Origin of the sequence: Salinibaculum sp. SYNS191 (assembly GCF_037338445.1) — an archaeon.
GTDB lineage: Archaea > Halobacteriota > Halobacteria > Halobacteriales > Haloarculaceae > Salinibaculum > Salinibaculum marinum.
The window spans coordinates 103,509-126,203 of sequence record NZ_CP147839.1 but is presented as its reverse complement, the minus strand read 5'-3'; the positions used below and the strand labels follow the sequence as shown (position 1 = coordinate 126,203).

The 22,695-nt window shown below is 58.9% G+C and carries 23 protein-coding genes; 16 read left to right on the top strand and 7 right to left on the bottom strand.

The genetic code is table 11. The annotated features are described in order from the left end of the window. Positions 1-12: 12 nt before the first annotated feature. The 3 genes from WDJ57_RS20990 to WDJ57_RS20980 all read left to right on the top strand — a co-directional run bounded on the left by WDJ57_RS20990 (position 13) and on the right by WDJ57_RS20980 (position 2,241). On the top strand, positions 13-939 hold the full coding sequence (locus WDJ57_RS20990; RefSeq protein ID WP_338906479.1) for a transcription initiation factor IIB family protein: 927 nt from the start codon (positions 13-15) through the stop codon (positions 937-939). A gap of 93 nt (positions 940-1,032) precedes the next feature. Continuing rightward, positions 1,033-1,914 (top strand): hypothetical protein, encoded by an 882-nt coding sequence (locus WDJ57_RS20985; protein WP_338906428.1) that lies wholly within the window; start codon positions 1,033-1,035, stop codon positions 1,912-1,914. Between the two features lie 138 nt (positions 1,915-2,052). Then, entirely contained in the window at positions 2,053-2,241 is a 189-nt protein-coding gene (locus WDJ57_RS20980; protein WP_338906477.1) for a hypothetical protein, read from the top strand. 170 nt (positions 2,242-2,411) lie between these two features. On the opposite strand, the gene WDJ57_RS20975 is transcribed toward WDJ57_RS20980, so the two are convergent. Then, on the bottom strand, positions 2,412-3,749 hold the full coding sequence (locus WDJ57_RS20975) for a hypothetical protein (RefSeq protein ID WP_338906426.1): 1,338 nt from the start codon (positions 3,747-3,749) through the stop codon (positions 2,412-2,414). A gap of 127 nt (positions 3,750-3,876) precedes the next feature. On the opposite strand from WDJ57_RS20975, the gene WDJ57_RS20970 reads away from it, so the two are divergent. From WDJ57_RS20970 to WDJ57_RS20950, 5 genes are all read left to right on the top strand, one after another. After that, a complete protein-coding gene (locus WDJ57_RS20970) occupies positions 3,877-4,278 on the top strand; it encodes a hypothetical protein (RefSeq protein ID WP_338906424.1) in 402 nt (133 codons plus the stop codon). 119 nt (positions 4,279-4,397) lie between these two features. Further along, positions 4,398-4,889: a hypothetical protein gene (locus WDJ57_RS20965; RefSeq protein ID WP_338906475.1), complete on the top strand. Its 492-nt coding sequence runs from the start codon at positions 4,398-4,400 to the stop codon at positions 4,887-4,889. Positions 4,890-4,892: 3 nt separating this feature from the next. Further along, positions 4,893-5,258 (top strand): DUF7568 family protein, encoded by a 366-nt coding sequence (locus WDJ57_RS20960; RefSeq protein WP_338906422.1) that lies wholly within the window; start codon positions 4,893-4,895, stop codon positions 5,256-5,258. 134 nt (positions 5,259-5,392) lie between these two features. Then, positions 5,393-9,004, top strand: a complete 3,612-nt coding sequence (locus WDJ57_RS20955; RefSeq protein ID WP_338906420.1) for an Eco57I restriction-modification methylase domain-containing protein — start codon at positions 5,393-5,395, stop codon at positions 9,002-9,004. Further along, complete coding sequence (locus tag WDJ57_RS20950; RefSeq protein ID WP_338906419.1) at positions 9,004-9,570, top strand: transcription factor; 567 nt, start codon at positions 9,004-9,006, stop codon at positions 9,568-9,570. The genes WDJ57_RS20955 and WDJ57_RS20950 overlap by 1 nt, the downstream gene beginning before the upstream one ends. A gap of 89 nt (positions 9,571-9,659) precedes the next feature. Here the strand turns inward: WDJ57_RS20950 and WDJ57_RS20945 are convergent, their stop codons facing one another. After that, the gene (locus tag WDJ57_RS20945; protein WP_338906417.1) at positions 9,660-11,024 is read right to left on the bottom strand and encodes a restriction endonuclease; all 1,365 of its coding nucleotides are present in this window, start codon (positions 11,022-11,024) and stop codon (positions 9,660-9,662) included. 117 nt (positions 11,025-11,141) lie between these two features. Here WDJ57_RS20945 and WDJ57_RS20940 point away from each other — a divergent pair, with 117 nt between their 5' ends. After that, positions 11,142-11,891, top strand: a complete 750-nt coding sequence (locus WDJ57_RS20940) for a DUF6166 domain-containing protein (RefSeq protein WP_338906415.1) — start codon at positions 11,142-11,144, stop codon at positions 11,889-11,891. 77 nt (positions 11,892-11,968) lie between these two features. Here WDJ57_RS20940 and WDJ57_RS20935 read toward each other — a convergent pair whose 3' ends face one another. After that, a complete protein-coding gene (locus tag WDJ57_RS20935; protein WP_338906414.1) occupies positions 11,969-12,718 on the bottom strand; it encodes a hypothetical protein in 750 nt (249 codons plus the stop codon). Positions 12,719-13,286: 568 nt separating this feature from the next. On the opposite strand from WDJ57_RS20935, the gene WDJ57_RS20930 reads away from it, so the two are divergent. The 5 genes from WDJ57_RS20930 (at position 13,287) to WDJ57_RS20910 (ending at position 17,281) form a co-directional block, all read left to right on the top strand. Continuing rightward, a complete protein-coding gene (locus WDJ57_RS20930; RefSeq protein WP_338906413.1) occupies positions 13,287-14,447 on the top strand; it encodes a hypothetical protein in 1,161 nt (386 codons plus the stop codon). A 66-nt stretch (positions 14,448-14,513) separates the two neighbouring features. Then, on the top strand, positions 14,514-14,726 hold the full coding sequence (locus tag WDJ57_RS20925; protein WP_338906412.1) for a hypothetical protein: 213 nt from the start codon (positions 14,514-14,516) through the stop codon (positions 14,724-14,726). Between the two features lie 122 nt (positions 14,727-14,848). After that, on the top strand, positions 14,849-15,850 hold the full coding sequence (locus WDJ57_RS20920) for a DUF6610 family protein (protein ID WP_338906410.1): 1,002 nt from the start codon (positions 14,849-14,851) through the stop codon (positions 15,848-15,850). 70 nt (positions 15,851-15,920) lie between these two features. Continuing rightward, positions 15,921-16,268 carry a hypothetical protein gene (locus WDJ57_RS20915; RefSeq protein ID WP_338906409.1) on the top strand — a complete coding sequence of 116 codons (348 nt, stop codon included), beginning with the start codon at positions 15,921-15,923 and terminating at the stop codon, positions 16,266-16,268. 86 nt (positions 16,269-16,354) lie between these two features. Next, positions 16,355-17,281, top strand: a complete 927-nt coding sequence (locus WDJ57_RS20910; RefSeq protein ID WP_338906408.1) for an ArdC-like ssDNA-binding domain-containing protein — start codon at positions 16,355-16,357, stop codon at positions 17,279-17,281. Positions 17,282-17,291: 10 nt separating this feature from the next. On the opposite strand, the gene WDJ57_RS20905 is transcribed toward WDJ57_RS20910, so the two are convergent. Next, complete coding sequence (locus WDJ57_RS20905) at positions 17,292-17,645, bottom strand: hypothetical protein (protein ID WP_220581131.1); 354 nt, start codon at positions 17,643-17,645, stop codon at positions 17,292-17,294. A 195-nt stretch (positions 17,646-17,840) separates the two neighbouring features. On the opposite strand from WDJ57_RS20905, the gene WDJ57_RS20900 reads away from it, so the two are divergent. Beyond that, positions 17,841-18,656: a hypothetical protein gene (locus tag WDJ57_RS20900; RefSeq protein ID WP_338906473.1), complete on the top strand. Its 816-nt coding sequence runs from the start codon at positions 17,841-17,843 to the stop codon at positions 18,654-18,656. 13 nt (positions 18,657-18,669) lie between these two features. Here WDJ57_RS20900 and WDJ57_RS20895 read toward each other — a convergent pair whose 3' ends face one another. Further along, positions 18,670-19,473 (bottom strand): DUF6036 family nucleotidyltransferase, encoded by an 804-nt coding sequence (locus WDJ57_RS20895; RefSeq protein ID WP_338906406.1) that lies wholly within the window; start codon positions 19,471-19,473, stop codon positions 18,670-18,672. Beyond that, positions 19,470-20,396 (bottom strand): MarR family transcriptional regulator, encoded by a 927-nt coding sequence (locus WDJ57_RS20890; protein WP_338906404.1) that lies wholly within the window; start codon positions 20,394-20,396, stop codon positions 19,470-19,472. The genes WDJ57_RS20895 and WDJ57_RS20890 overlap by 4 nt, the downstream gene beginning before the upstream one ends. 138 nt (positions 20,397-20,534) lie before the next feature. Between WDJ57_RS20890 and WDJ57_RS20885 the strand changes: the two genes are divergently transcribed. Further along, positions 20,535-20,858: a hypothetical protein gene (locus WDJ57_RS20885; protein WP_338906402.1), complete on the top strand. Its 324-nt coding sequence runs from the start codon at positions 20,535-20,537 to the stop codon at positions 20,856-20,858. A gap of 606 nt (positions 20,859-21,464) precedes the next feature. Here WDJ57_RS20885 and WDJ57_RS20880 read toward each other — a convergent pair. After that, positions 21,465-22,691, bottom strand: a complete 1,227-nt coding sequence (locus WDJ57_RS20880; RefSeq protein ID WP_338906401.1) for an orc1/cdc6 family replication initiation protein — start codon at positions 22,689-22,691, stop codon at positions 21,465-21,467. Positions 22,692-22,695: the final 4 nt, after the last annotated feature.

The following is a 22,695-nucleotide window of genomic DNA, read 5'->3' as shown; positions in this document are numbered from 1 at the left end:
ACGGTGAGAACGATGGCAACCAGAGACATCTACGAGAGCGGATTCGACGAAGACGCCCGAGCTGAGTCGAGCGCAAACCAATGCCCCGAGTGCGACGGCCGGGTCACGACGAACGCAGTCGAAACGGTCTGCGAGGACTGTGGCCTGGTCATCGACGAACAGCGTATCGATAACGGGCCGGAGTGGCGGGCGTACGACGACGAGGAGTGTGAACGAACGGGCGCCCCACTTACAGCGGCTCGCCACGATCGCGGCCTGTCGACGGAAATCGGTCGCGGCACCGATGCCAAGGGGAACGAGATCTCTGGGCAGAAGCGACGGCGACTCGCACGGATGCGCCGTGAGCAGACCCGGGGGCGCTGGCGGTCGAAAGCGGAACGGAATCTCGCCCACGGCCTGGGCGAAGTGCGTCGGTTGACAAGTGCCCTCGAGCTCTCCGATTCGGTTCGCGACCAGGCGTGTCAGCTCTTCCGGAGCGCCCAGAACGAGGATCTGCTTCGTGGCAGATCCATCGAGGCGATCGCCGCGGCCAGCGTCTACGGAGCCTGCCGGTGCAACGGCCTCTCGCGGTTGGTGGATGACGTCAGCGAGATGGCCCGCGTCGCGGAGTCACGGGTCACGAACGCGTACAAAACGCTGAACGAAGAGCTGGGCCTCCCTGCTGAGCCCGTCTCCCCCAGTATGTTCGTGCCACGGCTCGCCTCAGACCTCGAGTGTCCGGACGAGATCCGACAGCGGGCCCGAGCCCTCGCGGAACAGGCCGAGGAGCGCGGCGTCACGACGGGCGTCCATCCGGCCGGGTTCGCCGCGGCCTGCCTCTACAAGGCCGGTCGCGAAGAGGGCCGATGGCTGACGCAATCCGAGGCCGCGGACGTGGCGAACGCCTCGAAGGCGACTGTTCGGGCGCACCGGGATACGTTGGAGGAACAGGTCGCCTGAGGCGATCACTGTCTCTCCGTCTGTACTGCACATCGGTCTATCCACGCTACGATTTAAACACGAAGACGAGCCATGTTCTCTGTAGACTGCCCTATGAACGGTCGTTACTCCGACTTTGAGGAACTGCGGCCGACCGGCGAAGCGTCCCACATTCCGGACACGAGGCTGGACGAGGGGTGTGAGGGTGCCCCCCGGCGGCAACGCGTCGCGACGAGCTCTGGTGGCTACCCTGATGCGCCGACGCCCGCCGATGGCGAGTGCCGGTCCTGTGGGGCGTCAGTCCCAGACGGCCAGACGAAATGCCGGTTCTGTCTCTCTAACCATCTCGGAGGTGACGCCACTAGCACGAACGAGGCAGCGTCGACGACGTTCCTCGGCATCGTCCATCTGGTCGTCGAGTCGACCACGTTCTACGGCGCCGTGGCGAAAGGCGGCGCCGCGGCGAACCTCCTCTCTGCCAACGAGGCGGATCCGGCCGTCGACGACTACACGCTCATCTACGATCTCGACGAGGCGCCAGCGCGCCAGCTGGCCGAGCAGTGGCCCTCACTCCCCGCCGCGGTACAGGTGGCGTCAGAGGAGGGAGAGCGGCTTCTCAGTGCTGCCCGTGACCGGAGTGGGTGGAACGGGCAGGAAGCGTCGGAGCGTCAGGAGCAGCCCCCGACGCGGCTCTACGACCAGCGTGGGGACGGCATCCGCGACGCGTCGCGTCTCGACGCGGTCCTCGACGGCGCCGACGACGCGGTGTGGCTGGTCCCAGCGATGGCGTTGACCGAATCCAGTGGCGAGGCTGCGGCTGATCGCCAGGCGTCGTCGGTACCGACGACGCAGGAACTCGACTGTCAAACCTGTGGACGGGCGACCGACCATCGGTTCAAGACCCACGAGTCGGTCCCGGATGAGGCGTGGACGGGGCAACCGATCTGGGAGTGCCGGGTGTGTGGCTCGGCTCGCTACGGCCCCAATCTCGAGTAAGGCCAGTGCTGGGCATCGATTCACCAACAGCCTGCGAGTACCGTCGGGGTTTGTTGGTTAAGGCCGCGAGCTCCTGCAAGCCCGACGCCAATCTCGATGGGGCGTCTTTCCGCGCCGGCGAGCGGTGAGGCGCTTCCGATGGAGCAAGAGTTCAAACAGGGCTATCGGATGCATCGTATACTCAGCAATCTCAACCGACTCGACGTCGACCGATTAGACGACGCGGATCGAGAGCGAGTCGAGGCCGCGAGAGACCTCTTGGAGGAGGTGAGCCTTCTCACGCGGCCGGGCGACGGAGCCGGAGCGGACGCCCACGCAGACTCCTAACTGGCGTCGCCGACCACGCCTCGGGAGGCACCTCTCGCGTCGGTTAATCGCCCCCGATAGGAGTACGGGGCGATCCAGTCGTGGATCCTCCGTGAGATGAAGAGTACGTCGAGTTGATGAGGGAGGTGATAAACGAGGATGGAGGGTCAAGTTGACTTGTCTGACACCAATTATTCCTGAGATTCGGCGTTTTCTCTCATTTCTTCCAGTTTCTCCAGCAGTTTGAGGTCGTGTTCGTGCCCCTCGATCTCCCCCCGCTTTTCCGTGATTTGACGTTCACGCTCTGCCTGTGCCTGTAGGATGTTGTCGTCAGATTTTGCTCCGTACTCGAACAAGAACTGCAACTCCTCGAATGAGTGGTTCTCCCTTTCATTGGCGACGAATCGGATAGACGCTTCACAGAGGTTTTTCAGGTAGACTCGGTCGCCTTCTGTGACTTCGACTTCTTTGCCGCCGTGGATCAGGTCGTTGCGTTTGTCGGCTAAGAGCTCGATCCGTTTCTCAGCGAGGTCACGGTCCTCCGGTAGCAAGGCTGCCGTACTTCGTTCAAGTGGAGCGGCTGCTGAGTATTCCTCCTCTTGGGAGAGTGTGGCAGCTTCTAAGGCCCGCCAGAACTCGAGGAATGACTGTGTCGGCCTAGGTTTCGACATACCGGATTGGAAGGCTCGCAATGCTGTGCCGAGGTGCTCCTCGATTGTGGAAAGCTCTCCGTTGAAATTGGGGAGTTCGTTGTAGAGTTCTTCGAAGGCATACCCCATTCCTGCCCTGAATTTGAATGTTTGGCGGGGCCGGTAGTCGTATGAGACGTAGTAGTGAAGGTATTCACTGTCTTCCAAAACGATGTAGCAGACCGGTGCTTGTAGTTCTGTAATCCCGTACTTCCACGTCGTTGAACGGAACGTATTAGGAGTGGATGCGAAGTATGCCGAGTACGTGATCTTCCCCATCAGGGTCTTCAACGCTGTTTCCACACGGTTCACGGCGTATTGTGGATCGGCTGCTTCAACTTCTGCCTCCCAGTACCGATGATGACTGAAAGGCGATTCGTGGTGGCGCTTAGTAGGTACTTCTTCGAGGAATTTGTCGAACGTGCTTTCCTCTGATGCCTGTTCGACATAGTCGTCCCAGACTTGTTTCGCTGTTAAACGGAATTCGACGCCGAGAATCTCAACGGGGTGAGTGAATCCTTCGGCGTCTTTCTCTCGGAAATTCCAAGGGAAGAGAATCGTGTATTCTTGGTATCGGTCTTCGACGTCAGCTTTGAGTTTGTGGAGGCTGGAATGAAAATCGGAGATCGGGTCATCCGAGTCGGAAATGTCTTCGAGGATATCCTCGACTTCGTCTTTGAACTTTTGTTCAGAGATCCGTAGTTCGTCAGGGCTGATTGAGGTTTCGTCAGCGATGATGCTGACCAAGACGTCGAATTGGTCGTCCTGCGGAGTGAGTCTTGATTGACCGTCCCGTTCTTCTAAGGCATCGAGGGCATCATGGATGTGTTCGTGAAGCATCGAACTCTGTGGTGGACTGTTTTTGAAGCCTGTTTGAGGTAAGTGTTTGCGAGAGGATAGTCAGGGGTAGTGCTGCCTGTTTGTCAGGGGGCGGAATGGGTGAGCCCCGCCATAGGCTCGTGATTCGATGACCTCAGACGACGACCCGTTTCACGACTGCGAATTGGATCCCGAGGCGATCCTCGGAACACACACCTTCAAAGACGTCCTGTTCACCGACGAGACGGAAACCCCGGTGAACGTGCTCACCGGCGAGACACCGGCACATTCGCAAGCAACCGTCGAGGAAGCGAAAGAGTTCGCTGCGAGTATCGACACGGAGACGCCCCAAATCGCGCTCCCCGCATCCGTCGAGTCGCAGGTCGAAACACAGAGCAAGCCCTACACGGCGACCGCATTCTTCCACTTCAAGGCGACAGGCTCGCTCGCACGCCACCGTGCTTACCAAGCCGCCTACGAGTCGGACGCGTTCGCGGTCGACTTCGAGGCTGACTACGCGTCGGGCGACCTGACCATCACTGTCGAATGAGCGGACGAATCCTGAGAATCCGCCGTCACGAGGAGAGTTTTTCGAGCGCCGGCGATGGGTGCCGGCGCAGCTGGAGCGAGCAACGACACCCAGTGCGTCGGCGTTTCGAGGTGTTCAAGATGCACATGGTGATTTACGCCCTCGTAGAGGCATCGACGCACGACGACGCGCTGGCCACCGGAAAGTCGGTGTTCAACCGCCTAGTCGGCGCGGACCCACACGCCGGCGCCGTCTTCGATTACTATGTGACCTTCGACGAGGAGGACACGTCCGTTGCTGGGAAGGCGCGATGGGGTGAGCTCCCGACTGCAGCCCCCGTCGATTCTGATGACGGCCAGGATCTCCTCGAGCGTGGCTGGGAGGCGACGAAGGAAGAGTTCGAGCGTAATCTCGATCGGGTGAAGGAGGCCATCGACGAGCTCTCCGACGAGGAGATCATGCGCGACGAGGACCTCGCCCGGCACGCCTTCCACAAGGTCGGTGCGTACGATGGCCCGACGATCTTCCTGTATACAGAACACGGAGCCGGCATTCGCCACCGTGGACAGCTGGATCGACTCCTCGAAGAAAGTGAAGAGATCTGGATCGTGCCCGCTGACGTCCACTTCTAACCAATGCCCCGTATCACCAACTGGCGACGCGAGAGCCGCTCGCCGACGCTTGCGTTTCGGAACACCGAGACCGGGGCGCGAGCCGTCCTGCATCGAGCCCCGGATTCCTACCGATACAAATGGCGTGGGGCAATCCTCGTCGACGGCTACCCGGTCTGGTCGCGGGGATACGAGACGAAGGATGCGACATCGTTCCGTGACGAGCTCCGGGAGCGGCCCGCACCGGACCTCAACTGCACGGAGTGTCCGAACGACGACGTTCGCGTCGGCGAGAAGGCGGCAGACGGGGCGAAAGTCCAGCGGTGGTATGACTGCCCCGATTGTGGGTACGAAGCCCCCTCACGCATCGTCTACGGCGCCGAACGGTGAGTGGAAGAATATGCGCAGGGGGTAGAGAACGAGATTACCGATAGTTCTGCAGCACTCCTGGTGGGTCAGAGTAGGTCCTACCCATTCCGGAGCGCCTACACTTATTTGACCGCGAGTTAAAGGCCCGAATATCAATGAGTGAGTTGACGGAGTCTCTTGCCGGGTACCTCCCCGATGATTTTGGTGATAAAGTCGAAGACCCGGACTACGGCGAGGAAACCGCAGCGAAGAACTACGGTATCCCGATACTACAAGAACTTGGGTTGGAGCACGCTGAATACGAATCCATCATTGAATCCGGTGACCGTCCGGATTTCATATGGCACGATGAGGACGGTGTGTCGCGCATCGTAGGTGAACTCAAGAAACCGCGAGACGAGGACCACAAGGATGACGAGCGGTACAAAATCAACCAAGCCATTGAAGAGGCGCGCGTCTACAACGACCAGCTGCGGCTAAAATACATACTCTGCACGGATGGCCGCTACATTTTCCTATCGAATGAGTACGACGATCCAGCCAGTGAAATTGAACTCGACCTCTTAGACCTATTCCACGATCCGAGCGACGACGAGGTGGAAAGTGTCGCCGCGCAACTCCAATCCCGACTCAGCGGAATCTACGGTGGGGAGTGGAATGACGAGCCGAGTCAGCGCGACATCAGCGACGACGAAATTTTTAGTGAGTTTATCGAAGCGTCCAAGCAAGCGCTGAACGACGACCTTCTCCCATCAATAGAGCGACGGTTCGAGGGGTATCAAGACCGATACGAGGAGTTCGAAGACAAACGCGCTGAGATTCTCGAGGAACGAGAGGACCTCCGGGAGCAATACCGCGGGCACTACGATTGGGATGCGTACCAGGATTCTATTGACGCTGTCGCGGAGGACTTACAGTTCGACTACGAGGAGCACATGCGCGACGCGGCGTCACGAAACATCGACGAGGATCGGTGGATTGACGAAGTGGCCGAGTTCCGCGATGAGCTACTGGGACTCCGGAATCAGCTGTCGAGTTTGAAGGCGGAATACGCGGAAGCGGTGCGGTGGCACGACAAGTGGCAGGAGTGGCTCATTTTAACCGGAAAGGACTACGAGGAGGCAAGCCAGTCGGATAAGGAGGACATCAAGGAGACGTTTCAGCTGCAAACGCTGAATACGCTGTACAACCGTCTCTTATTGATTCGCACGTTTGAGGACCTCGGGTTGGTGGGACAGATCATCAGTAACGGGTTCATCAAATTCTATGACGAAAAGGTCCAACTCCGGGATAACAAGTATATTGAGCCGCTGAGCGTGGCATCCCGTCAAGCCGAAGAGGTATACTCTCCGCTGTTCCGACGGGATACGCCCCATGATTGGTACCACTACGAAGAGGATGTGCTGAAGACGGTACTGCGGCGGTTTGATAACTTCAACTTCCGCGATATCAACCGAGATATCTTCGGTGAGATGTATCAGCAGTGCTTGGATGCAGAGAAGCGGAAGAAGTTGGGTGCGTACTACACGCCGCCGACCGCTGTGCGAGTCCTACTGGATTACGCTGAATTCACGCCGCGAGAGCAGAATATCACGCAAAGTGGTGACCCGGTACTTGACCCCGCGTGTGGTTCGGGCACGTTCGTGCTGGAGGCGATGGGTCGCGTAATTGAATCCCTTGAGGACGCTGGGTTCGATTTGTCGCGTGATGACGATCTCTTGGAGGCGGTCGAGCTCATCAACGAGAAAATCCGAGGGTTCGACATCGACCCATTCGCTATCCAGCTGGCGCAATCGAATTTGCTGATTCGCGTGCTTCAGGAGCGCCGCAGTGGGAATGGCGGGGACGCGCACTTGGAACTCCCATCATTTTCAACGTACGAAACGGATTCGCTGCTCACCGCGAAAGGCAGTGATAGTCGGATGAGTAACCGCCGATTCTACCGGTCGAAAGAGAATGACGCGGAGCACCCAGATGAGATTATGGATGCGAAAGAAGACGACTACGGGTGGATTATTGGTAATCCGCCATACATCCGGTCACACAATCAGGAAGATCGCGTCACGGCAGAGTACGAGCGGCTTCACGACGTGTTCGGTGAGGAGCAGAGTGACATCTTCACGGCGTTCGTCGAGCAGGGCTTAGAGTGGCTGGATGAAGGCGGGAGACTAGCGTTCGTGATTTCGAACAAGCTGTTAGTCACGGGTGCATCCGAGGATGCGATGGAGTTCATCAGGGATAACGCGACGATCGACTTGGTCGCGGATCTCACGCGATGCAAGGTATTCGGAATCGACGTTAATGTATTCCCAATCCTCATCGTTCTGACCAAGAAATCTGGTGAAGATAACGAGGACGTCCGAAAAGAGAATGAGACGGACGTGGTGAAGGTGTATCCAAAAGGATCGAAGGAATCGAATGAGTGGGGATACGCGCTTGAGCACGCCGCTGCAGAGTTAATTCCGTGGCGTGACGCGCCGGATTACGATTTCGAAGACGACTTTGAGAGTGAGGAGTATCCGGACATCGAGACAGAGGACACGTACGAGCGGTATACAGTATCGCAGAAGCGGTTTAGCGAGGATTGGAGTGAATGGGCGGACCGCTTAACACTGAATTTCCAGATCACGGATAGCTTGTGGGAAGCCGCGAAGGAAATGGAAGACACCGACGAGTGCGTCCCGCTCAGCGATCTTTGCAAGATGGATAATGGCGGGCGAGGTGGCGCTGTTTCACGAGGTGAGGAACCACGGTATTACCGACCTTACGCGTCCGACACGAAGGAATCGGACTCGCACGTACCGGTAATTGGCGGGAAGAATATTGAGCAGTTCTACCTCGGGGATGCGCCGGGAGATATTGAAGAGTACGTAGACGTGGATGCGATTGAAGCCGATGATGACACGGATGTCTCGGATAACAAGCTGGATGCGTTCAAGAACAAGGACAAGATTGCGTATCGCGAAACCGCACCCGAGTTGAGTTTCGTCGTTGATACAGCGAGTGGGCCGACAAAATTCTACAACAAGACCGCGTACTTCCTTCAGCTGCAGAACGACGGGGGGCTCGCTGAGTTCTCCGATTCGTCAGACGCAATGGATCCGCACTACATAGCGGGGCTTCTGAATTCGGACGCGCTCGATTTCTATTACAAAGCCTATTACGAGCACTTGTCGTTCCGGCACGCCCCGGCAATTAGGTGCCGTCCGACGCACTTGCATCACGCGCCAATCCAGGTCCCCGATGAGGAGACCCGGGAAGCAATTGCGGGGCATTCGGAGGCGATTCACGACGCGAAACGCCAGCTGAAAATCCAGAGGCATGACCGTGAGACCCTGTTCGAGACGTTCAAGGAGGAAGATAAGACGGAGCCGTTCCGTACGAAAGTTCGGTCGGTCGTCGACACGCAGGATTACAATATCGGATCGTTCAATATTGAACAGGATGGGGACGAGGTGTCCCTGAATCGGTTCCACACCGTTCGGATGCACAGCGTTGCGGAGGCAGAAGACCTCGCAGAGTTCCTCGAGGAATTCGGTGATGAGTACATCGCCGGGGACGAGCTCCGTAATCTTGAGCTCCCGGAGGACTTTGACGAATTCCGCGACGCTCACTCCACGGTGTCACGTGAAATCAGTGATTTGGAAGACCGTATTGAGTCGGAGCGTGAGGCGCTGGATGACGAAGTGTTCGCGCTGTACGGGCTTGAGGAGTACCGTGATGAAATTCAAGAGTATCTGGATAGCTTCCTTACTGTGATTCAGTAATGTGCGCCGATAACGAGGTGGATGTGGTGAATGTCGTTGGGTCAGGGAAGCTGGGTGTCGAGTTAGACCTATACGCACTCGCTACTGACCTATCTGCTGAGACGAATTCTCAGACGAAATACGATCCGGATGAGCATACAGGGATGCATGTCCGCCTTGAGAGTGGGGCGCTCATCACGTTGTATCGGACCGGGAGTTACCACATCGTCGGTGTTGATTCCGAAAGGGCGTTGTTCGAGGCGCGGGATACATTCATTGAGGCGATGGGGAAGGTCGGGTTGGATGTCCCGAGTGGTGAGGACCCGTTTAGTGTGCGGAATTTAGTAACAACGACGAGTCTCGGGGATTCGGTGAATCTGAATGCATTGGCGATTGGACTTGGATTGGAGCAGGTGGAATACGAGCCGGAGCAGTTTCCGGGGTTGGTGTATCGCCCAACGGAATTTGACGCTGTGGTCCTCATTTTTGGGTCGGGGAAGATGGTTGTGACGGGTGTGACGAGTGTCGAGAGAGCGAAGCAGGTGCGAGAATCCGTAGCTGATGAGGTTTATCGGTTGTTAGGGTAGCTGATAATAGGCACCTCAGTCAGTTCCACGGCCCGCTTGAGCACGCTCTCGAAGAGCTGGTCGCTGAGCCGGCGTGTACCCGATCCCGCTCAGATAATGCCGCCGGTGACAAGTAGTCCGACGACGAGCAGCACCGTCGCGACTACGCTCCCCCCGGCCAGCCACTTGTTCTCCATCGTCTTCTCGTGGAGCGGCATTTCGGCGTACTCCTCGCGGAACGCTTCGAGGTTCTCCTCATCGTAGAAGTACTTCGTTTTCAACGCGAACCGTTCGGTCACTGCACAGCCCGTACAGACCGGCTCGCTTTCCAGCCGCTCCGTTTTGGTGTGGCTGGTGCAGGCGATCGCCCCACAGTTCGGACAGTACGTGTACGTCTCGTCGACGCCGCTCGTGTCACAGTGGACGCACTGATGGATGCCGTCCTCGGCGGTCACCCGTGACGGGCCTGCCGCGTAGTACTCGAAGGGGTAGGTGTACTCTTGGAGTTCGGTCGTCTGGCGAACCTCGGGGAGGTACACTGGTTCGATCGATTGGACGGAGATGTCCGAGCGGTTCGGCTCGCAGGTCTTGTTGTACGTGACGTTGTTGTCACCGGTGTAGGTCACCGTCGTCGTGTGATGCTGCTGGAGCCGCTCGACGGCCCACTCCTTGTACTCGGTTTGGGTCTGCCCGAACCGGCGCTCCTCGACGTCATCGAACACCTCCGCGAACTGCTCGGTATCGAGGTCGACCGTCGCGTGAAGGTTCTCGGTGACCAGCGTTGCGACGTCTTCGTCGACGACCTTCGGCTGCCCGCGTTCGGCGTGGGCAACGAATCGCGTCCGGTCGTTGATCCGGTGGATGATGCCCACCGACGTCTCGAAGACGGCGTTTGTGTCCGCGGTGACCGCGACCACTGGGCGGAACGTCACCGATGAGTGCGGGTCTGGGAGGTCGGCGGCCTCGATGTTCTCGACGTCGCGGAACGCCTCTTCGACGGGTGCGTCGACGTCGGCGGCCGGGTCGTACGGGCGGAGCGTCTCGTCGCAGAGAATCTCGATGCGACCGTTGTAGAGGTCGAGGCCGATCTCGTCGGCAATCTCCCGGAGGTCCTCGCCGTCAAGCAACTCGATTGGGTGCGGGTCGTCGTTCTGCTGGAGGCGGTCGGCGTACTCCTGAGCGGGATTCGTGAACCGGCCGGTCGTGACGACCATCCCGCGCTTCGGGCCGTCGAAGTCGAACGTCGCGATGGCGGAGTGGAGCTTCTGGACGACCGGCCGGCCGACCGTCCCCGTGTGCTTGCACTCGACGATGATCGCGCGCCGCGTGCCATCGACGACCTCCTCCATGATGACGTCGCGACCCTCGTCAGCCGTGCGGTCGGCCTGGCGGACGTTCTCGTAGCCGAGGTTCCGGAACACGTCCTCCATCACGTCCTCGAACTCGAACCCCGAGAGATCGTCCAGTACAGCCATCCTCAATTATGTGGACAGTACGTTGCAACTGCCAAATACGTTGCCGAACGCTACGCCGTCCTGTTTGTGGAACCCCTGAGAGGGGTGCGGGGTCACCGAACCGCCCGCGAGCAACGAATGAACGGGAATGTACCTGTAGCAAGTTCGGAATCGGTTCCAGTCGCATCGCCCGGTCAGTCCCACCGAGACACAGTCGAATACGTCGGCTTCCGTGTCGACGGCCAAGCCGTCGTCCTGAACCTCTCGGAGCATCGGCGACTCTCCCTCGAGCGCAGTCTGGACCTCGTCAACCACAGTCCGAGCGGGTTCGAATGGGGATACAGTGGTAGCGGGCCCGCCCAGCTCGCGTGCACGCTCCTCCTCGACTACTACGACGATGAGCAGTTCGCCCGTGAGCACTACATCGCGTTCCGGAATCAGGTGGTCTCACAACTGGAGTGCGACGGTGCAGCGGCGTGCTGGCACCTCACCGGCGAGGAGATCGACACCGCGATGGCGACCCTTACCGACGACGTCGTCGCGCTCGCGGACGGCGGACGGCCGTCACCGTCGCTCCCTGAGAACTGGCGAACCGTCTCTCGCCCGGACCGGCGGGTCTTCCAGCGCGCTGATCGCGACCACTACATCGTACTCGGGGATGGAAGCGACGAGTGGCTGGTCGTTCTCTGCAGCCAGGGCGACCGGGCATATCCCGCCCCGCTCGCACATCGGACGGTTGCCGAGGAGGCTGACGTGGAACAGGTAATCCGGGAACTTGCCGAAGAGAGCAACGACCTCATCGAACCCCCGGAGGGGAGTACTGATGGAGACGCTTCGACTGGCGCGAGCCACCCACCAGCTCCTCGAACGTGGTGTCGAGGCACTTGAGAAAATCGGGCGTGAACTGGAGCGATACAACGATCGGGAGGAGCTCTCCGGTGATGCTGATTAACCGTCGATTCAGATTATAGAGGAGACTCTCCTTCGTTTTCCGGTGGGGCCGTTAGCATTGCATCGAGGAGTGCTGGTTTGAGTTGTTCCAGCTTCGTGAACACCTCGCCGTTTGAGATGTACTCCACTGATTCAGGGATCACCACATCGGGGTTCTCATAACCAGCGCGCGGGCCGAAGAATAGCAACCTTGCTTTCGTTGTTGAACGAGCATATCCTTCCAGCTTTGTCAGTTTGTCATTCAGTTCATCAGCATCCGTTTCATGAGTTACTTGCGCGACAATACTCATTTCCCCAGGATGGCTCCGGCCGAGAATGTCGATATCACGCAATTCGCTACCGGGCGGAAGGTTTTCACCGATGCTATACAGCTGAAGGAAGTGCGTGTACTCCTGTCGAAGATATTCGAGACAAACAGTTTCGAGTTGCCCCGGTGCCAAGAAGCGTGCTTTTTCTTCTGCGCTAGCCTGATTTCCCAAGATCTCGGTGAGGGTGGTGGCGCCGTTATACGCTGCTTGTAGGTATTTCATATCCCCGTTGTCCCAAGTTCCCAGTGCTCCTCGAGGGAGTTTTGCCGAAAGAACCGGGTAGTCACGATACCAGACCCACCGAGAGTCCTCAAGTTGAAGGCCAGTATAGACATAGCCGTCGTCAATATCATCGATATTTTGGAAGAGTTCATAGAGAGAGCTGGAAGACTCTTCAGCACTGGTGAGGACCTCCGACTCGCTTGTACCGACTGGTACCTCTGGTGTCCCACACATTCTGACCCTCGACATCCAATCAATAGTAAGTGGGCCTGAGAGCTGTCATCTGGCTGCCTGATAGACCCAATCTTCATTCCACCTTTAAGATTTAGACTGCCAGAACCGTAGTCGGCACCCACGAGAGCCCCAGATTCCGCCCAGTCTTTGAGGACCTCTATTTTATTTCCGAGTTTTCGATGATTCTCCGTTCCAGTTTCCTCGTACCGTGCCGCACATTCGTCGGGATCTGCGGTAATTGGGGTATTCGAATAGTGAACAGCAATCAGGTCATCTTGATACAGATCTTCAATAGCGCCTGCTGTACAGCTGATTCTGTGCCGAATAAACACAGTATCAAGTTCTTCAGTCATGGTCTGAAGGTGATTCGGCGTGTCCTAATCCTTTCGCCTATACATCAGTTGGAGATCGCGAATCCAACCTTCGTGACCTAGTTCAATTAACCAACAATCAACCCATCTTGTTCGGATGTTGGTTAAGTTGAGTTTTTTGCGCCCGGGAGAAGGGCGCAGGGCGCGAGACGATGCAGTCGCACGTCGACGAGGATTCCTGAAGTGAGGTGACTGAGATGAAAGATCCAGAGTCCAGAACCATCTTCGCTGGCGTCGATGGGCGTACCGACACCGAACTACCAGAGTGGTACCGAGAGCGACACGGGGATGCAGACCCCGTGACCTTCGCTGAGGCGGTTCGTGATCTTCCGCAGGCCGTCGAGACGACCGTAGCGTACCAGAATCCGTACACCGACGAGTGGATCGAGACGGAGCGGTTCAACGCGCTCGTCGAGCCGAGTCGGGCTCGGGAGCAGGCCCGAGATGAGGACCCGGACACGGACCCGTTGTTCCACGTTCCCACTGACAGCTACTCGATCATCAACCCGGTCGACGTCTACGGGCCGCTGGAGGAGGTCCTCCGCGAGGAGACCATCGACGGGACCCCGCTGGGCGAGGTGATGTTCGGCGAGATTCGGCGCTACCGGGGCGGCGGCGAAGTCCACATGGACATCATGTTCGATGGCCTCGAGGTGCGCCTGCCCGGCCGGTCGGACCCGATCACGATGGGCGTCACGTCGGGCTACGACTTCTTCGGCGAGCACGCCGTCTACGTGGAGGGTTTCGCTCAGGATGGCTACTGCTCGAACACGATGCGCTCGCTCACCGACAAGGAGGTCATCAAACACGTCGGCGACGTGCGGAACTTCCACACCTGGTGGGAGGAACTCCTCGCACAGGTCGAACTCGTCGCCGATGACCTCTTCGAGTTCATCCGGGACGCGCAGGACATCGACCTCGACTTTTCGGAGCTCCCGTTCACCGTCACGGAGTTCTACACCCTGCTGGGGTTCCCGGACTACCTGGCCGAGCGTGCCGCTGGCGATGCAGAAGCCAATGCGGCGTCCCCCTTCGAGATCGATATGTGGACGCTGCATTCCGGTGCGACGTACGCGCTCACCCACTTCTTCCAGGGGAAAGAAGGGGCGTCTCTCGATCAGTACGTCCGCATTGCCAACGACATCCTGTTCAACCCGGAAGGCACCATCGAGCGCGTCGAGCAGGCGTACGAACAGCAGTTAGAAGCGGACGGCGACGACGGGTCGCAGGCCTCGCTGGAGGGTGAACGAGCGTTGGCGAGCATCGAGCGCGTCAGCGACGACCTGCAGGAGAAAGTTGAGCAGTTCGAAGAGCGCGAGGACGCGCTCCGGGAGCGGTTCCAAGAGGCGAATGCCTGACACCGCGTCAGTGACGTAGTCGTCTGTTCTGTTTTTCTCGCCCTGGAGGGGTGGAGGTCTACCGAGATGGAACAGTCCACGATTAGCGACGACGAGTTCCCACCTGAGAAGCGTCTTGAAGCACCGAATTACCGATTGATCAAGGCCGGTATCGCGACGATCCCGGATATGGAAACCCTCCAAGAGTGTGTTGCCTACGAGAACGCCCACCAGAATCGGACGCAGATTCTGCGCCGGCTCAAGTGGAAGGCTGAAGAGCTGCGTGAGAACGAAGAGTAAGCCCTATCTTAACCAACACAATCCGCGTGAGTTTCCCTATTGTTGGTTAACCCGCTGTGCCTCGGTTTTTCGGGCCCCTGAAAGGGTGCGGGGCAGCCAGCAGCGGCCTCGCGAGCCTAATCATGTCCCTCGAGCTGAGCTCCAGCGCCAGCACCGCCCGCGAAATCGCCGCCGCCAGACAGGCAGATTACGTGGCGTTTCTGCATCGAGCACCGTTTGTCGTCGACGCTGTCGAACTCGGCTTCCTTCCCGGGTTTCGCGAGGACTGTGGGTACCAAGAGACGCAGTATCAGAACCTCAGCCTTCCCGTTGGTATGCTCGACAACGATTTCCGAAATCCCGATCTGGAGCGGTTTGTCGACCGTTTCTTCGAGTACGAACCAGAGGTTGGGGTCATCGGGGACGTTGACGAAATCGACGACGTCGACGCCCACGTCGCTGCGGCTCGTGAGATCCAAGCGAGCTATCCTGAGGCCGAGCTCATCGTCGTTCCGAAGTCGCGGGCGGTGATCGACGCGATGCCCGAGAACCTTGTCCTCGGGTATTCACGGGGATACGCCGACCGCCTGGCCCACGAGTTCTCCGACCCAGCCGATTGGAGAGGGCGGCGCGTCCACATCCTCGGCGGGAGTCCACCCAAGCAGCTCGACGCCATTCGACAGCTGACCAGACCGACACTCACCGACGAGCCACCGGCCGACATCGTCGGCGTCGACTGGAACGGGCTGCATCGTGGCGCACAGTTCGGTGAGTTCTGGACGGCCGACGGCTGGGACGACAGCGGTCGCGACGCCGACCACGTCACCGTCCGAAAGACGGTGCGCCACAGCCTCGCCCGCGTCCGTGAGTTTTGGAGGACCCAAGGAATCTGGCCCGAAACGACACCGCAGGACGAGGGGGTGGCCGTGGAGTACGAGGGCCCGAGTCCTGCCGATCTCGAGGACGCCGCCTGTACCGAGTGCGGGACGAACGTCTGGCGAACTCGCCGCGGCCCGTACGTCGCCGAGTACGATACCGGCGCAATCTGTGGATACTGCAGCTACGAGTGCTACTTCAGCCACCGTCACCGGAACAACTTGGAGGAGATCGCCGGCGAGCAGAGCGTCTACCTCCCGCCGGCGTGATTTCGCGACCTGTTTTTCGTGCCCCCGAGAGGGCGAGGGCTTCTTCGAAAGCTCTCAGAGGTGACTACCAGTGAGTCAACAACAGAGTCCCGACAACGTCTCGATCGACGAGATCCCGGTCGATATCGACAACACGCAATCAGCGGAGGTCGATTCCGCCGACGTCCCTGACGAAATCGAATCCATCACCCGTGGGCTCGCCGGTGAGCAGCCGCCGACGAATCCGCTGGTCGTGCTGAAAGCGGCCCGGTGGTGGTACATTCACGGCAATGGCGGCACGGATCCCGCCTTCCAGTGGGCCATCGAGTGGGCACGTCATCTTGCGACCGACACGCCTGGTGACGTCGAGCGGTTCGACGAGTTCCTCGAGTACCTCGTCTCGGTTGGCTTTGCGGACGAACGTCACGAGCTCCGCTGACCGACAGAGCGGTTTTTGAACGCCCCTGAGGGGTGCGGGGCGGTCTGAACAGACGCAGTCGCCGTGAACTTGATTCGGTGAACACAATGGCTACGACTAGTGACTCGTCGGTCTCCTTCGACCAGACCGACACGCGATCAGACGAGATGAACAGTACCATCGAACAGTGGATCGACGACCTCGTCGCCGGCGTCGACGACGCGCAGGCCAGCGAAGAGTTCCAAGAGTGGCTCGATGTCCAGAGTCGTTTCCACGACTACTCCTACCGGAACACGCTCCTCATCAAGCGGCAGTGTCCCGAGGCGAGCCGGGTGGCGGGCTACCGGACGTGGCAGGAGGAGTTCGACCGCCACGTCAAGGAGGGTGAGTCGGCCATCTGGATCTGGGCACCGATCATCTCCAAGCAGTGCCCGGAGTGCGAGAATTCGCCGAGCTACCATGAGGACAGCGACTGTGACTACGATGAGACGCCGCCCGAGGAGTGGTCCGATGGCCTGGTCGGATTCAAGCCTGCGCCGGTGTTCGACGTCTCGCAGACCGAAGGCGAGCCGCTTCCCGACCTAGACACTGAAGCAACCGGGGACGCCGGCGACCTCGTCGAACAGTTGACTGTCGCCGCTGACGACCTCGGCGTGACGGTGCGGATCGTTCCAGCCGAGGAGTGGACCCACGGCGAGGCGAAGGGCATCTGCGAACAGCTGAGCCTCGTCGACGTCCAGCCGCTCGTCGAGGTGCGCGATCGGGAGAATGAGGCCGACCTCGCGCGGACGCTGATTCACGAGTACGCCCACGCCCTGCTCCACTTCGACGTCGACGACGACACCGAACGGTCGAAACGCGAAGTCGAGGCCGAAGCCGTCGCGTACGTCGTCGGGCGGTACTGCGGGCTCGACACGAGCGGATCGGCGTTCTACCTCGCTGCGTGGGAGTCGGACGATCCCGAGGTCATTCGCGAGCGGCTCGGACGGATCAGTCGGACGGCAGAGGAACTCATCGACGTCCTCGAAGAGTAACCCTCGCGCTTCACTTGCGGAACAGTCCTACGAGTAGCATCAAACCAGCAGCTCCTATCGCGAAAGTCGTTTGAACTGCAGAGAAACCCCCGCGAAGTGCCATTCGAGTATAATTGGGATTTGAATGGTAGAGGTCGCTCGCCATCCTAATTATCGCATCAACTAGTGGAGCCAACACATCAAATACCAGCGCCTTTCCAAAATTCACCCCTGCTTGACCCAGTCGGTACGCAACCGTCACCAAGAAATTCGCCTTCCCCGTCAGGAAATGGCGGTTTGAAGGTGTGACGTACTGTCCCCTTCCGTTGGTCGGGTTAAATGGCCATTTTGCGAACTTCACAGCCTCAGTAAACAGCGATGCCACAAACGCGATAAGTCCCCGAATCATCTTGTGTGTTATGTAGTAACTAGTAGCACATTAAATTTCGTTCTCAAAAGGCACCAAGCCAGACGGCTAAGTGAGCCAGATCAATTCTCTATGTCATCATTGGCTTCCAGTTTCTGGAAGTTTTTCTGCGCCCGCCGAGGGCCGGAGGCGCGTTCTTACCTCCGTCGAATGATGACTGAACCCTATCTCACGACGGTCCTCGAGGAAGCTGAGCACGCTGCCGAGCAGCATGACCAGGTCGCTCGAACGACAGACAACCAAGCCCACGAGTACCTTCGATACGCCGTCCTCCGGGTGCTCGAAGGCGAGGCGGAACACCTCCCGGCGGACTGGACGCCGATCGACGGCGTGACCGTCGGCTACGGGAGCGACGAGGCGATGTACAATAGCTGGGGCTCCAGCGAAGACTGGTGGGAGATCGTCCCGCCGCAGGTGGCGTGTACCCGCTTCCGGGTGTTCTTCCCGGACGACCACCAGACGGTTCCCCGCGACATCGTCGACGTGATGGCCGCGCTCGGTGCCTGGCGCGTCTGGACTGGGTGCGCAGCCGCCTGTGGCTCCTACGACCATCGCGAGCGCCGCGAGGTCCACTACCTGTGGCCGGAAGGCCATCCGGTGGAGGAACTGCTCCACGAGCGGCTCAGTGGCCCTGTGGAAGCCGTCGCTCCGGACGGGGGTCGAACGGGCGACGTTCGCGACCGACTGGTCGTCGACGAGAACGCAGAGTCACAGGACGATCTCGAGCCCCGCACGAAGCGTGCTGTCGCCGAAGCGATGGACGTCTCACTCCTCTCGAAAGGTGGCCGCTACGAGGTGCGGTCCGCGTCCGGGAACCGGTACGAAGTCGACGTCATCGACAAATCGTGTACCTGTCCCGACTGGCAGCAGCGCTCACCCGAGGGGGGCTGCAAGCACCTGCGTCGCGTCGATCACGAGATCAAACGGGGCCGCGTGCCCCGACCAGACGGCCGCCTTCCTTCCCCGTAGGGCGACGATTGAGCTACTCCACAGGACGGACCGTGTCGCCATCTCGTTGGACCCGGTCGAACGTTGAGAGATACGCAATCCGGTCGTGAACCTCGTCGGTATCCAGCTCCAGTTCGGAGGCCAGTTCGTCGACGGTCATCGGCTTGTCGAGTGCCTGGAGGACTTCGAGCCCCCGGTAGTACCTGTTCGTGAGTTCCTGGACGCGGGCCTCGATCGGCGTGGTCACTCCGTACCGCTCCTCGAGTTCGACCAAGGCCTCGTTCGCGAACGTGGCGAACTGATCGTCCCCCAGGCGTTCGATCTGGGCTTCGAGTTCAACCCGGACGACGTCGTAATCGAGGCCGGCCTGCACGAGCATATTCATGTCCTCGATGTCGTCGTCGCGGCCTGCGATTGCCTTGAACAGGAAGATATCCTCGTTGCTGACCAGCCGGACCGTCAGTCGATCCGTGTCGAGGAACGGCTCGCTGCGCTCTTGCATCCCGTCGGTGAGCACGAGCTTGTTCGCGACTTGCTGGTTGAAGATGTCGAGGCGACACCCATCGTCGTTCTCGACGCAGCTCGTCGCCCCCAGCGCCCGGTAATCTGGATCCAGGGATTGAACCTCCGCATACCCGAGATCCATCAGGACGGCCCACAGCTGACCGTACGCGTCGCCATCAGGGACGGCTGGGTCGATATCTTTCGTCGCCCCCTTGAGGTCGCGCAGTGACATCGCACCACCACCGATCAGGAATACCGTGAGCGGTTCAGATAGGCCATCCCCGATCCGCTGGAATTCGTTCTCGATGTACTCGCGTCCGAATGTTGGTCTCATTGTGGTAGTGGCACCTCGTAGTCAGCCGCCAGCTCTTGGAACTCGTCCCACTCCGGGAGCCGGTCGTCGTCGACCTCGTCGTGCGTCTCGAGGTAGCGGAGCAAGGCGTCGATTTCGTCTTCGAGGCCATACTTCGCCGCCTGCTCTCGGAGGTCCGCCTCGTCGACGTCGACGTGGCTGAGCAGGAGGAGACAGTACGAGCGGTGACGGCTGCCGTCGTCGATCAGCAGCATGTGACAGCAGAGCTCCGCCGGCGAGACTGCGTCGAGGTTCTCGGAGTAGACGTAGTAGCGGTGGCCGGTAAGCAGGAACTGGAGGTCAAAGGCCGCGAATCGAGCGAGGCCAGTTTCGTGGAATCCCTCGGCGTCGATCTCCGTCTCAGCCTGGGCGAGAAATTCGTCGTAGTCCTCCCAGAGAATCGTGCCCTTCGGGGCAACGGCTTCGAGGCGATGGCGATGGAGATGGTGTGTGAGTTCACGGGCGAACTCGTGGAGGCGGTCGAAGTCGGCGTTGAACTCGTAGCGGCCGTCGGCCGTCCCGACGAGCCCACGGTCGCGAAACCGCTTGAGGACCCGGTTGACCGTATTGCGGTAGTTGTCGCTCCGGTCGGCGATCTCGGAGACGGTTCGCGGCTGGTCGAGGTAGTACAGCACCTCGAGTGCCTTCCCGGTCAGTAGATCGGGGAAGTCGATATGGGAGTGCTGGCGGACGAGGTCCTGGTACCGTTCGACGGCGCGAGTATCCGACGGGACGACTCGTTTTCGGCGGCCGTCGCGTTCCGTGTAGACGAGCCCCTTCTCGACGAGGTCGGCGACGGCACGAGAGAGGTAGCTCTCGCTGTGGTCGAGTTTCGTCGCGAGTTCGGAGATCGTGTCGCCGCGGTCGACCGTGGCGAGGACCTCGAGTTCGATGCGCCGGAGCACGGTGTAACATAGTACGAAACTTGTATATAAAGAAGTTTCGAGTAGTGTTACATCCAGCAATCGCGAGAACCGTCCCCATCGTCTTAACCAACAAAACTATGGACTCGTGGGTCGTGTTGGTTAACACGAGAGTAGCCGATGTCCTACGAACCCCCGACCCCACCGGCGAACCTCCCGACGGAGATCGTCCACACGCTCAATGAAGCCACACCGGAGCATCTTCGAGACGTTGCCAGCTACGCCGAGGCGTTGGCCGAATACAAGGAGCGTGAAGCTCGTCTCGAGGAGGAAGCGGACGACGCCGACGTCGAGGCGCGCCCCGATGACCTCCCAGACGACGTGCCGGCGAAGGCGACGATCACGATCAAGGAGATCAACGACAACCGCTACTACTACTGGCAGTGGCGGGAAGGCGATTCGGTGACGTCGAAGTACAAAGGGCCGGTGAATCCCAACGAGTAGACGAGATGGAACTGTAGCCTGATGTTTGTTTCAACGTGATTCGTAGCGTAGCAGATGACACCCCCCAGAGTGTGAATGGGATCGGTTTACCCGACACCCCTCGGTGTGAATGGGCTATCAACCGCCACTCTCTAACGAGACTTCACGCCGAGAGAAGACAGAGCAACACGCGGATAGATTACGCCTCGTTTACCCCCACACCCCTCAGTGTGAATGGTCCACCACCCAGGGTACCGCGATTAAGAAGTCCTTAACAGCAGAAGTCCTCTCACCGTAGGGAAGGTTTTCGCCTCAGTGACGAAGCGTCGGCTTCGGCACAAGGCCTTGCCTTTTAGAATACGTCTACTCGGAGGACTGTTTAGACTGTAGTATAATAAAGATAACTACAACTGCGGTGCGGTGCAGTAGCGGACCGGGTCAGCTACGGTGGCAGGACTTGTAAGCCGCTCTCCGTGCCGGTAATGGGACCTCAGACGGACGACACAGCTTCTACGGGTCAAGTCCTGCTCCGTCTTTACTACTGCCCTGACCTATAGGGGACCATTCACACCGAGGGGTGGGAGGGTCACCATCCCATCAACGTCTGGAGTTCCGGCGTTGAGTTGATCAGTCCAGTTCGTGTACTCTCCACGTCTCCTTGGAGCGAATACGACCTGAACTTCCCTGATCTCCGCCTTCCTTCTTTTTCGATTCGAGAACTCCTGTCGTCACGTGCTTGTTCAGAAGCTCAAGCGCACGATTGTACCCCTTGGGTTCTACTTCGACGTCCCGTGCTACTGTTTGGTAAACCTCGTGAATCTCTGACGTCCGGAACCATTCTTTCTCCGGGTTATTCCGGTCAAGACGTGTGAGAGCAAACAAGAGTAATTTCCCGGACAACGGAGTCCCTTTCACCATCTCCATAAAGAGCTCAACTTCGACGAGTTCGTCAGCTTCGAAAACGTGATTCGCGGTCACAATATCATCGCCTTCTTCGTCAGCGATCTCGCCCGCATTTCGGAACAATCGGACTGCCCGTCGAGCGTCACCGTGTTCTTCAGCTGCGAGTTCAGCTGTGGTTGGAATCACCTCGTCATCCAGGACACCGTCGTAAAATGCGTCCCGTCGATTTTCGAGGATTGCAATGAGCTGGTCTTCTTCGTATGGCGTGAACGTTCGGTGTTCTGGCTGGAGAGTCGATTGAACCCGTGACTCGATTTCTCCTTTGAATTCGATGTCGTTCGAAATCCCGATTGTAAGGACTGGGAAGTCAACGTCGTCTTTTGATTGTGACCGTGATAGCGTGTAGAGGACCTCGTTGACTTCTCCGTGCTTGTCGATTTCATCGATGATGACGACAAGACCGCCAGAAAACTCCCGCTGAACAACTGGCCACAATTTCTGATCCCGATAGTGCTCGGCTGAGAGGCCCTGATAGGGGACATCAAGCGGGTTCTCTGCTTTCGCGTTTACCTGCTCTGCGATCTTTCGGAAGGTGGAGGTATACGTAGAGATGGGGTCTGGGTTGATGTAAGCAGTAACGATGGGGGAGTCCGTTCCTGCAGTTGCTGCTTCGAGCCGTTCGCAGACGTGTCTTGCAACTAGTGTCTTCCCCGTCCCGGTTTCTCCCCACTCCAGAACGTTATCCGGGACGCTGTTTGTCCGCATCTTCCGGAGATTCTTGGCCAAGAACGTGATATGGTCGTCTCGGCCGACGATTCGATTGGCGTCAGGAACGTTATCGATCTCGAGCAACCACGGTTTCTCAAAAATATCCGATTCGTCTTCGCTATCCCCCTCGTCGATATTTAATATCTCGTCGACGGTTGTTTGCGTGGAATCATTGTTTGGCATGGGC